11 protein-coding genes are annotated in these 10,263 nt (G+C 74.3%); 6 read left to right on the forward strand and 5 right to left on the reverse strand.

The features are described from left to right. Positions 1 to 8 precede the first annotated feature (8 nt). On the reverse strand, positions 9 to 752 hold the full coding sequence (locus ACTWM8_RS15840) for a YqjF family protein (RefSeq protein ID WP_446209689.1): 744 nt from the start codon (positions 750 to 752) through the stop codon (positions 9 to 11). A gap of 162 nt (positions 753 to 914) precedes the next feature. Between ACTWM8_RS15840 and ACTWM8_RS15845 the strand changes: the two genes are divergently transcribed. The 5 genes from ACTWM8_RS15845 (at position 915) to ACTWM8_RS15865 (ending at position 5,004) form a co-directional block, all read left to right on the forward strand. Continuing rightward, complete coding sequence (locus ACTWM8_RS15845) at positions 915 to 1,649, forward strand: FkbM family methyltransferase (protein WP_446214571.1); 735 nt, start codon at positions 915 to 917, stop codon at positions 1,647 to 1,649. Between the two features lie 110 nt (positions 1,650 to 1,759). Then, positions 1,760 to 2,686, forward strand: a complete 927-nt coding sequence (locus ACTWM8_RS15850) for a hypothetical protein (protein ID WP_446209690.1) — start codon at positions 1,760 to 1,762, stop codon at positions 2,684 to 2,686. Continuing rightward, positions 2,683 to 3,138, forward strand: a complete 456-nt coding sequence (locus ACTWM8_RS15855; protein ID WP_446209691.1) for an ABA4-like family protein — start codon at positions 2,683 to 2,685, stop codon at positions 3,136 to 3,138. Before ACTWM8_RS15850 ends, ACTWM8_RS15855 begins: the two co-directional genes overlap by 4 nt. Positions 3,139 to 3,142: 4 nt before the next feature. Continuing rightward, positions 3,143 to 4,381: a sensor histidine kinase gene (locus tag ACTWM8_RS15860; protein ID WP_446209692.1), complete on the forward strand. Its 1,239-nt coding sequence runs from the start codon at positions 3,143 to 3,145 to the stop codon at positions 4,379 to 4,381. After that, a complete protein-coding gene (locus ACTWM8_RS15865) occupies positions 4,378 to 5,004 on the forward strand; it encodes a response regulator transcription factor (protein WP_238450329.1) in 627 nt (208 codons plus the stop codon). Before ACTWM8_RS15860 ends, ACTWM8_RS15865 begins: the two co-directional genes overlap by 4 nt. A gap of 42 nt (positions 5,005 to 5,046) precedes the next feature. Here ACTWM8_RS15865 and ACTWM8_RS15870 read toward each other — a convergent pair whose 3' ends face one another. Both ACTWM8_RS15870 and ACTWM8_RS15875 read right to left on the reverse strand, forming a co-directional pair. Continuing rightward, complete coding sequence (locus ACTWM8_RS15870; RefSeq protein WP_446209693.1) at positions 5,047 to 5,919, reverse strand: alpha/beta fold hydrolase; 873 nt, start codon at positions 5,917 to 5,919, stop codon at positions 5,047 to 5,049. Between the two features lie 77 nt (positions 5,920 to 5,996). Next, entirely contained in the window at positions 5,997 to 6,233 is a 237-nt protein-coding gene (locus ACTWM8_RS15875) for a preprotein translocase YidC (protein WP_446209694.1), read from the reverse strand. 483 nt (positions 6,234 to 6,716) lie between these two features. Here ACTWM8_RS15875 and ACTWM8_RS15880 point away from each other — a divergent pair, with 483 nt between their 5' ends. Further along, positions 6,717 to 8,867, forward strand: coding sequence for an amylo-alpha-1,6-glucosidase (locus ACTWM8_RS15880; RefSeq protein WP_446209695.1), 2,151 nt, complete (start codon positions 6,717 to 6,719; stop codon positions 8,865 to 8,867). A gap of 90 nt (positions 8,868 to 8,957) precedes the next feature. On the opposite strand, the gene ACTWM8_RS15885 is transcribed toward ACTWM8_RS15880, so the two are convergent. Beyond that, complete coding sequence (locus ACTWM8_RS15885; RefSeq protein WP_446209696.1) at positions 8,958 to 9,485, reverse strand: hypothetical protein; 528 nt, start codon at positions 9,483 to 9,485, stop codon at positions 8,958 to 8,960. 14 nt (positions 9,486 to 9,499) lie between these two features. Then, complete coding sequence (locus tag ACTWM8_RS15890) at positions 9,500 to 10,261, reverse strand: hypothetical protein (protein WP_446209697.1); 762 nt, start codon at positions 10,259 to 10,261, stop codon at positions 9,500 to 9,502. Between the last annotated feature and the right edge of the window lie 2 nt (positions 10,262 to 10,263).

The raw sequence follows: 10,263 nt of genomic DNA on the forward strand, positions 1-10,263 counted from the left end.
CGCCGCGGTCACCGGGTCTCGGGCAGGGTGACCGGCGGGCCGAACCGGACCGGGACGCCGGGCGAATAGAGCACGCTGGCCGGCGGTCCCGCCTGCGGCGGCAACCCGGCGGCGGCGACCAGTTCGTCGTCCAGGCTCAGCAGCTCGGCCCGGTGCAGCGGCCAGCGGGGATGCCAGTTCGGCAGGTGCCGCGTGCGCCCGTACGCGCGGGTGTGCAGCCCCCAGCGGGCGGTGACGAAGTGCTCCAGCGGGGTCGGGTCCGCGATCGGCTCACCCACCCGTACCACCATCCGGCTCGACGCTCCGACCGGGCCGGGCCAGCGGCGCCGGCACCGGTAGGTGTAGCGGTCACCGTCTCGGTCCAGCCGCATCGCCGACCACAGGTACGGCAGTCGCAGGGTCGCCCGGGCGACCAGCACCAGCACCAGCCGGGACGCGTCGAGCGAACGGAACACCACGGCCCGCCGGCCGGTGTGGTCGACCGAGTAGAGCCGGACGTTGGTCTCTGCGAAGCTGCCGAAGTACGGCACCCCCGGCCCGGTGCCGAAGCCCAGCCCCACCATCCGGAAACCGATCAGGCCGACGTAGCTGAGCCCGTCGAGGGTGTCCGGACGGGTGCCGGCGGGCAGCAGGGGCGCGACCAGCTCCGGCGCGACCGCCCAGTGCAGGAAGGTCAGGTGCTCCCAGCGCTGCCCCAGGATCGCCCGCCGGAACCGCTGCTCCGGGGCGCAGTCGACCGGCTCGATCTCCACCCACCCATCCTGCCCCGTCGGCGGCCGGCGGTAGGCTCCCCCGCCCGGCCGGAGATCACCTGACTGTTGTCGATTGCCGGCGTTTCCGGGTCCGGTACGGGCTACGGTCTTCCGGTGAGGGCTCGTACCCGCGCGGTGGAGGCACTCAAGGCTGATCCGGCCATGTCGTCGCTGCGCCGGTCGCTGGAGTCCTACTACGGCGATCCGGCGCGCGAGGCGGCGATGGACGAGTTCTACGCCCGCTTCGTCCGCCCCGGCGACGTGGTCTTCGACATCGGGGCCCACGTCGGCGACCGGACCGGCAGCTTCCGTCGCCTCGGGGCCCGCGTCGTGGCCGTGGAGCCGCAACAGCTGTGCGTGCGCGCCATCCGGCGCATCTATGCCGGGGAGGACGACGTCGTCGTCATCGAGGCGGCCTGCGGAGCGCACGACGGCAGCGTCCGCCTGCACGTCAACTCCCGCAATCCCACGGTGACCACGGCGTCCGCGCACTTCCTGCAGGCGGCGCACGGCGCGGGGGGCTGGGAGGACGAGGTGTGGGACGCGACGGTCGAGGTGGCCGCCACGACGCTCGACTCCCTGATCAGCCGCCACGGCACGCCGACCTTCGTGAAGATCGATGTCGAGGGCTTCGAGGAGGCGGTGCTGGCAGGGCTGAGCCGCCCGCTGCCCGCGCTCTCCTTCGAGTTCACCACGATCGAGCGGGCCGTGGCGCGGCGCTGCGTCGCCCGCCTCACCGCGCTCGGCTTCGAGGCGTTCAACATCGCGTTCGGCGACGACATGGCCCTGGCCTTCGGGGAGTGGATGTCGGCGACGGAGCTGGCCGAGCGTCTCCGGTCGCTGCCGCACGCGGTCAACTCCGGTGACGTCTACTGCGTGGCACCGACCGCCGGGTAGCGCCCGCGCGCCGCCTCCTCCCCAGGGAGGAGACGGGCTCCGACCGCCGGCCGTAACCGGGGCCCGAGGTCGGGCGCGCCCCGACGACCGGTTCACGAGCATCTACAGGTATGACTACCGCGTTGCGCCGGGCGGCACACTGGCACCGCCCCATGATGGTCTTCGTCGCGGGGATGGCGGTGCTCGCCGTCGTCGCCGCGATCGGCGTCGTCGCCGATTCCCGCGTCCTCACCGGCGTGCCGATCTGGCTCAAGCCGTTCAAGTTCGCCGTGTCGTTCGTGCTGTACGGCACCACCCTCGCCTGGATGCTCTCCCTGCTGCCGCGACGCAGCCGGACCGCGGAGCGGGCGGGCACGGTCATCGTCGCGATGTCGCTGGCCGAGATGGCGGTGATCGTCGGGCAGGTGCTGCGCGGCACGACCAGCCACTACAACGAGACGACCCCGCTGAACGCCGCGCTGTGGCAGGTGATGGGCGCGTCGATCATGGTGCTCTTCGTCGCGCACTTCGTCATCGGCATCGTGGTCCTGCGGCAGCCGATGGCGGACCGGGTCGCCAGGTACGCGGTCGGGTGGGGGCTCGGCCTGTCCCTGCTCGGCATGCTGGCGGCGATGCCGATGGTGGTGCCCGGCCAGGAGATGGCCGAGGGGATCGCCGGGGCGCACAGCGTGGGCGTACCGGACGGCGGGCCCGGGCTCCCGCTGGTCGGCTGGAGCACCACCGGCGGGGACCTGCGGATCGGGCACTTCGTGGGGCTGCACGCCCTGCAGGCGCTGCCGATCCTGGCGATCCTGCTGAGCCGGTTCCTCGGGGCGTGGCTGGACGAGCGCAGCCAGGCGCGGCTGGTGGTCGTCGCGGGCGCCGCCTACGGCGTACTCACGATCCTGTTGACCTGGCAGGCGCTGCGCGGACAGCCGCTGCTGCGGCCGGACGCCCTCACGCTGGCCGCCGCCGCGGCGCTGGTGGCGGCGACCGCGACCGCCGCCGCGCTGGTCCTCGTCCGCCGACGCCGCCCGGAACTGGCGCTGGCCGCATGACCGGGACGCTGTTCACCCTGACCTTCGCGCTGGCCGCGCCGTTCTGGGCGCTGATGCTGCTGCTGCCGCGCTGGTCCGGGACCGCCCGGATCATCTCGTCGCCGCTGATCGTGCTGCCGGTCCTGGTGAGCTACGCGCTGCTGGTGCTCCCGGCGCTGGCCGACGTGCTGCCGGCCGTGACGTCACCGACCCTTGAGGGGGTGCGTGACCTGCTCGGCAGCACCGACGGCGCGGCGGCGGCCTGGGCGCACATGGTCGGGTTCGACCTGTTCGTCGGCCGGTGGGCCTGGCTGGACGGTCGGGAACGGGGGGTGCCGGCGCTGGTGATGGCTCCGGTGCTGGTGCTGACGATCCTGCTCGGGCCGCTCGGGCTGGCCGCCTACCTCGCTGTCCGGGCGAGGTGGGCCCGGCCGGCGGTCGTTCCGGCCCGCGAGCCGCAGCGCCTAGGCTGACCCGGTGGGATGGGTGGGACGGCTCTTCGACGCGCGCGACACGTTCGCGCGGATGCTGCTGCTCGACCTCAGCGGCGTCGGCTACCTGGTCTTCGGCGCCCACGCCGGACGCTCGCCGACGACCACACAGTGGATCCTCGCGCTGGTCGCGTTCGCCGTCGGGCTGGTGTGCCACCGCCGGGCGCTGGTCAACCTGGTGGCGCAGGCCGCGCTGCTGGCGGTCGCCATCCAGCTCGTCGACGACACCACGATCAACCAGGTCGGTGCCAGCTGGGCCCTGCTGGAGCTGGCCATGCGGGCGGACCCGCCACGGATCATCTGGCTGGCCGCCGGGCTGCTGGCCGCGGTCGACCTGACCGACTCGATCGGCGACCCGTTCCGGCGGTTCCTCTCCGGCGTCTTCGGGCTGACCGTGGAGGTCGGCGTGCCGCTGCTGCTCGGCCTGGTCATCCGCACCACCCGGGAGCTCGGCCGGCAGGCCGCGGAGCGGGCCGCGGCCGAGCAGCGCCGACGCGAGTCCGAGAGCCGCGCCGCCCGCGCGGACGAACGCAGCGCCATCGCCCGCGAGCTGCACGACGTGGTCGCGCATCACGTCGCGTCGATGGTGCTGCGGGTGGGCGTGGCCCGGCACGTGCTGACCGAGCTGGATCCGCGGGTGGGCGAGGTCTTCGACGACGTGCACGGCACGGGGACCGCCGCCCTGGCGGACCTGCGCCGGCTGGTCGCGGTCCTGCGCGATCCCGACGGGGTACGCGGTGACGCGGCGCTGACCGCGATCGAGCCGGCGGCGCTTCCGGCGGCACTCGGTGCGGCGGTCGACCGGGCCCGGCAGGCCGGTGTCACCGTGGAGGCCGACATCGACCCGGCGGTCGGCTCGCTCGACGCCGTCCGGGGCCTGGCGGTGCTGCGGCTGACCCAGGAGGCACTGACCAACGTGGCCAAACACGTCGGCACGTCCGCGCGGGCGCGCCTGGCGGTGTCGGTGGTCGACGGGGCCGTGCACTGGGAGGTCTGCGACGACGGACGCGGCCGGGTGCCGGCCGCGGTGCCGCCCGGCGGTGGCCACGGCATCACCGGCATGCGCGAGCGCGTCGAGGTCCTCGGCGGCCGGCTGGAGGCCGGCCCGACCGGCGCGGGTTGGCGGGTACGTACCGTGCTCCCGGCCGCCGCGTCGACCGCTCCCCCCGGCCCGCCGGTCCCCCGCGCCGGCTCGGCCGCACCCCACGAGACGGAGCTCGCATGATCCGCGTCCTGCTGGTCGACGACCAGCACCTCATCCGCGCGGGCCTGCGCATGCTCTGCGACGCCCAGCCCGACATCGAGGTCGTCGGCGAGGCCGACAACGGTCGCGACGCGATCACCCTCGCCGCGCGGCTGGTGCCCGACGTCGTCGTGATGGACCTGCGGATGCCCGGCGTCGACGGGATCACCGCGACCAGCCGGATCCTCGCCGACCGCCCCGCCACCCGCGTGCTGGTGCTGACCACCTTCGGCGACGACGACCACCTCTATCCGGCGCTGACCGCCGGCGCCTGCGGGTTCCTGCTCAAGGACGCACCCCCCGCCGACCTGCTCGACGGCGTCCGCCGCGCCGCCGTGGGCGACAGCCCGTTCAGCCAGGAGGTGCTGCAACGCCTGGTCCAGCGCGCGGTGCACGCCCGCCCCGAGACGCCGCAGCCGGCCCAGGGGCTGACCGCGCGCGAGCAGGACGTGCTGAACCTGGTCGCCGAGGGGCTCTCCAACACGGAGATCGCCGACCGGCTGCACATCGGCGTCACCACGGTGAAGACCCACATCACCAGCCTGATGACCAAGACCAACAGCCCCAACCGGGTACGCCTGGCCCTGTTCGCCCGTGGCGGCTGAACCGCTCCCCCGCCGGCCGGCCGGCAGCACGCGGCGACCGGGCTAGGTGAGGAAGCCGAGCAGGTGCCAGACGGTCTCCTCGGGAGCCTCCTCGGGCAGGAAGTGGCCGGCCGCCACGGGACAGCCGTCGACCTCGTCCGCCCACGCTCGCCAGACGCCCAGCGGCTCGTACCAGGCCGCGACCGGGCCGGCGTGACTCCAGAGCACCAGGACCGGGCAGCCGATCCGCCGGTTTCCCCGGTCGGCCTCGTCGTGCTGGTAGTCCAGCGTGGCGGCCGCCCGGTACTGCTCGCAGATGGCGTGGACGGTCTGCGGCGCGCGGAGCTGCGCCACGTACCGGGCCCGGACGGCGGCCGGGAAGGCGTCGGGAAGCTCGGACAACGTGTCCAGCATGTGATCGACGATCACGTCCGGCGCCCGGGCGATCAGTCGTTCGGGCACCGGCTCCGGCGCGGCGAGAAAGGACCAGAGCCAGAACCCCAGGCTGAACTCCATGTCGGCGCGCCGGTACGCGTCGCCGGTGGGCACGATGTCGAGCACCGCGAGGCGGGTGACGGCGTCCGGATGATCGAGCGCCATCCGGTAGGCGCACCGCGCGCCGCGATCGTGCCCGACGACGGCGAACCGGTCGTAGCCGAGCAGCCGCATGAGCTCCACCTGCTCGCCGCCGATCCGGCGCATGCTGTAGGGCGCGTGGTCGGGCGCGCTCGGCGGTGTCCCGCTGTCACCGAAGCCCCGTAGGTCGGTGGCGACCACGGTGAACCGCTCGGCGAGGCGGGGCGCCACCCGGTGCCACATGAGATGGGTCTCCGGCATGCCGTGCAGCAGCAGCACCGGCGGGCCGGCACCGCCCCGGCGGCCGTGGATGACGGTGTCCGTCGTCCGGAGGTCCAGTTCCTCGAAGCCGTCGAACATCCGGTGCCTCCCGTCGCCGCCCCGGCCTCCTGGCCGCCCGGCGGAGCGGGCCGGATCCGTACGCGTCGGTGGACGGGTCAGCGCGCGGCGTCCGGGTGCCCCCGCATGCCGGAGCCGCCAGCGCTGCCACCGGAGGAGCCACCGGCCACGCCCGACCCGTCGTCCTCGGTGACCAGGTCCGGGCGTGCGTCGGTGTCGTCCGGGGCCGGGACCTCGGTGTCCGCCTCCACCTGCACGAGGCGGGCCTGGCCGGCCTCGTTCTCGGCGTGCTCCGGATCGACCGGCTGCTTTCCTTGCCGCGCCTGGTACCCCACGGCCGTCTCCCGTCGGTGGCGGATCTGTCCGGCGACGGCTACCCGCCGCCGTCGGGGCGAAACCTCACCCGCGGGGCCGTCGACTGGTCGAGGTGCGGCAGCCGGCGTCCGCGTCGCGGCGGGGCGGCGGGCGGGAGCGGCTGGTGGCGCTCCCGCCGACCAGTGGCGGCGCCGCCGCCGGTGACCCGTTCGGCAGGGCCCGACCCGGCAGGGCCCGGCCCCGCCGAGCGCGGACGCGCGTGCGGGTGCACTTTCGGAGAAAGAGTGGCCTTGGAAGCCGGAATGGCCACTCCTTCTCTGAAAATGGGCACCGGGAAGCGGCGGGTGTACCGGCGGCGCGAGCGGGTAGCCAGGCCCGCCCGACCGGCTGCGCCGTGCCCGGGGTCGCAACCAGATCAGGGGGGTGGGACCGATGCCGCTTTCGCAGGCGTCATCTGGTCACCGCGTCCGACCCGGCCGGCACCACCCGCCGCCGCACCGCCGATGAGCCGGGTCCGGAACCTGCGCGTCCGCCCCGACCTGCTGTACGTGGCGAGCGGGTGGAGCACGCTGGTCACCGACATGCGCGGCCGGATCACCGGCGCCGACCCGCAGGGCTTCTTCGCGCGCAACACCCGGGTGCTCAGCGCCGAGCGGCTCACGGTGGACGGCCGGGAACCGGTCGCGTTCAGCACCGCGAACGTGGGAGGTCACGCGCAACTGTCGTACGCCGAACTCGGCGACGGCGAGGCGCTGCCCTCGCAGGCGGTCTACCTGCTGACGGAACGCTTCGTCGGCGACGGGCTGCGCACCCGGCTGACCGTGGTCAGCTACGCCGCCCGGCCACTCACCCTGCCGGTGCGGATTCACCTCGCCGCCGACTTCGCGGACACCAGCGAGGCCGAGACGGGACGTCGCCGGCAGTTCGGCGACGTCGACCCGGCGTGGGACCCGGCGGAGCGGGAACTGCGCCTGACCTACCTGCGCGACGACCTGGACCGGGCGGTGGCGATCCGGGTACGCGCCGACGCCCCCGTCCGGTACGTCGACGGCGCGCTCGCGGTCGACGTCACGGTGCCGCCGGGTGGGAGCAGCCTTGTGGATCTCCTCGTCGAGCCGGTCTTCGACGGCGAGCGCCTGGTCGCGCCGCCGCCGACGTTCACCGGCCCCACCGACGCCGCCACGGCCGCCGGCGCCCGCCTCGCCCGTGAGTTCACCCGGCTGAGCAGCAGCAACTTCGACGTCACGGCGGCCTGGCGGTGCGCGGTCGACGACCTGACCGTGCTGCCGCTCGGCGAACCAGCCGGGCCGACGGCGCCGATGGCCGGGCTGCCGATCTACCAGGAGATCTTCGGCCGGGACACGATGACCGCGTCGTGGCAGGCGCTGCTGGCCGGGCCGACGATGCTGGCGGACAGCCTGCGGCTCAACGCCCAGCACGTCGGGCAGCGCGTCGACGACCGGCGCGACGAGGAGCCGGGCAAACCGCTGCACGAGGCCCGCCTCGGCCCGGTGTCGGCGCTCGGGCTCGACCCGTTCACCCACTACCACGGCGACTGGTCCACGGCGCCGGACTTCCTGGTCTTCCTCGGGCAGTACCTGGCCTGGACCGGGGACCTGGACACGGTGCGGGAACTCCTGCCGACGGCGCACCGCGCCCTGGACTGGCTCGACCGGTACGGCGACCTGGACCGGGACGGCTTCCTGGAGTACCACTGCCGCGCCCGGTCCGGCCTGAAGAACCAGGGGTGGAAGGACTCGGACACCGCCGTCGTCGACGAGCACGGGCAGGTGGTGCCGAACCCGATCGCCAGCAGCGAACTCCAGGCGTACTGGTACGCCGCGCTGCGGCACGCCGCCGTGGTGTTCGCCGCGACGGGCCGGCCCGCCCTCGGCGCGAAGCTGGCGGCCCGCGCCCGCGCGTTGCGTCGCCGCTTCCACCGGGCCTACTGGATGCCCGATCAGGGCTGCTACGCGATGGCGCTCGGGCCGGACGGGCGGCAGGTGCGGTCGGTCAACTCCAACGACGGGCACCTGCTGACCACCGGCATCGTGCCGACCCGGGTCGCCGGCCTGGTCGCCCGCCGGCTGCTGGCGCCCGACATGTTCAGCGGCTGGGGGGTGCGGACCCTGTCGGCGGCGCATCCGGCGTACAACCCGTTCAGCTACCACCGGGGCAGCGTGTGGCCGGTCGAGGCGGGCACGATCGGTCTCGGCCTGGCCCGGTACGGCTGCTGGGCGCAGCTGCACCGGTTGGCGGAGGGGATGTTCGCCGCTGCGGCGCTCTTCGACGAGCACCGCCTGCCCGAGGTGCTCAGCGGCCTGCCCCGCGACGACGCCCATCCGCATCCCGGCGTCTATCCCAACTCGTGCTCACCCCAGGCGTGGTCCGCCAGCTCGGTGGTCGCGCTGGTCCAGGCGCTGCTGGCGCTGCGCCCGGCCGCACCACTGCGGACGATCTTCGTGGACCCACACCTGCCGGAGTGGCTGCCGGACCTGACGCTGGAGGGCGTACAGGTGGGGCGGGCCACCGTCGACCTCACGGTGCGCCGCCGGCGCGGCGGGCGCACGTCGATCCGCGCCCGCGGCGACCGGATAGCCGTGGTGCGCCGTCCGACGCTGCAGGCGACGGCGGTCACCCGCCACCGCTCCTGACCAGCGGTACGCCGCCGGCGCCCGTCGGTCCGGATCGCCGTCGGGCGGAAGGGGTGGCGATGCCGTCCGGGAGAGCCGCCGACGAGGACCTCAGATGGCCGTGGCCTTGGCGACCTTCCACTCGCCGTCGACCGGGACCAGCGTGAGCACCACGCGGTTCTGGTCGACCTTCTCCCCGGCGGTGTTCACGTTGCGCCGGAACTGGTTGAGGTACACCAGCAGCTCGACCCGGTCGGTGGTCGCGGTCACCACGCCCGTCGCGGACACCTCCGCAGCCACGACCGCCTGCTGCTTCGCGGCGGTCTGCTTCAACGCCGCCGTGGTCTGCTCGTACTCCTTGCCGAAGGAGCCGGTGGCGAAGCTGCGGCCGTTGGCGACGCTGTCGTCGAAGGTGCGGTAGTCGTAGGAGAAGATCGCCTTGGCGGCGGCGGGCGCGGTGGCCAGCGCCTGCCGTACGGCGGTGTCCCGCTGCTCGGCGCGGTGGTCGCCCCACCAGGCCAGACCGGCGACGGCGGTCGCGAGCACGATCGCCACGACCAGAGCCGGGACGAGCCCCATCCGGGCGGCGGGCCGCCGGAGCACGCGCGGCCGTCGTGCGAAGTCGACCAGGGTACGCATGGGTCCTCCCTCTCTCATCCGACGAACTGCAGGCGGGACACCAGCCACCGGCCGGAGTCCTTGTCGTGGACCATGTCCATCTGGATCCGGTAGTGCGACGGCCGCCCCTCGGGCGACTTGACGTTCTTGACGGTGGCGTCGACCGCCACCAGCACGACCGCCCGGCTACGGTCACCGGAGACCAGCCCGGCCCGCAGCACCGACCCGCGCGAGTCGACCTTGTTCTCCACCACCGCGGCCCGGACCTGGGACTGCCCCCGGCTGAACTCGTCCTTGAAGTCACCGGTGGCCCCGGCCGTGATCCGCTGGATGTCCCGGTCCACGCTGGCCGCGCTGACCGAGACGAAGTTGACGCCGGCCTGCTTGGCGGCGGCGATCGCCTCCTGCCGGGCCTGGTCCGTCGCCCGGTCGACGTACCACCGGTGACCGGCCACGCCGGCGGCGGCGAGGGCCGCGGCGAGCATCACCACGAGCAGGGCGATCAGCGGACGCCGCCGTCGCGTCGGCGCCGGGGTGGCCCGCTTCGCGGCGGGGCGGCCACCGGCGGCCTCCTCCGCGGGAGCGTCCGCGTCCGCCGGGTCGTCACCGGCCGCCGGATCCGCCGACTCCGCCGGGTCCTCGACCGGTTCCTGGTCGAGCCGCTTCAGCAGGTCCTCGATCGGCTCCTCCGGCTGGGGAAGCTGACGGGGGACCATCCGGCGTTGCGCCGCCCGACCCGGCACTCCAGGCTTCGCCCCCTTGATGACTTTCAGCGTGTGGTTCCTGCGTGCCTGCATCG

Source organism: Micromonospora sp. IBSANI012 (assembly GCF_052814045.1).

Excerpts from the sequence above, each read along its gene's own strand:
- ACTWM8_RS15845 (WP_446214571.1), top strand. The coding sequence starts at position 915 with ATGTCGTCGCTGCGCCGGTCGCTGGAGTCCTACTACGGCGATCCGGCG.
- ACTWM8_RS15850 (WP_446209690.1), top strand. The coding sequence starts at position 1,760 with ATGACTACCGCGTTGCGCCGGGCGGCACACTGGCACCGCCCCATGATG.
- ACTWM8_RS15855 (WP_446209691.1), top strand. The coding sequence starts at position 2,683 with ATGACCGGGACGCTGTTCACCCTGACCTTCGCGCTGGCCGCGCCGTTC.
- ACTWM8_RS15865 (WP_238450329.1), top strand. The coding sequence starts at position 4,378 with ATGATCCGCGTCCTGCTGGTCGACGACCAGCACCTCATCCGCGCGGGC.
- ACTWM8_RS15870 (WP_446209693.1), bottom strand. The coding sequence starts at position 5,919 with ATGTTCGACGGCTTCGAGGAACTGGACCTCCGGACGACGGACACCGTC.
- ACTWM8_RS15880 (WP_446209695.1), top strand. The coding sequence starts at position 6,717 with ATGAGCCGGGTCCGGAACCTGCGCGTCCGCCCCGACCTGCTGTACGTG.
- ACTWM8_RS15885 (WP_446209696.1), bottom strand. The coding sequence starts at position 9,485 with ATGCGTACCCTGGTCGACTTCGCACGACGGCCGCGCGTGCTCCGGCGG.
- ACTWM8_RS15890 (WP_446209697.1), bottom strand. The coding sequence starts at position 10,261 with ATGCAGGCACGCAGGAACCACACGCTGAAAGTCATCAAGGGGGCGAAG.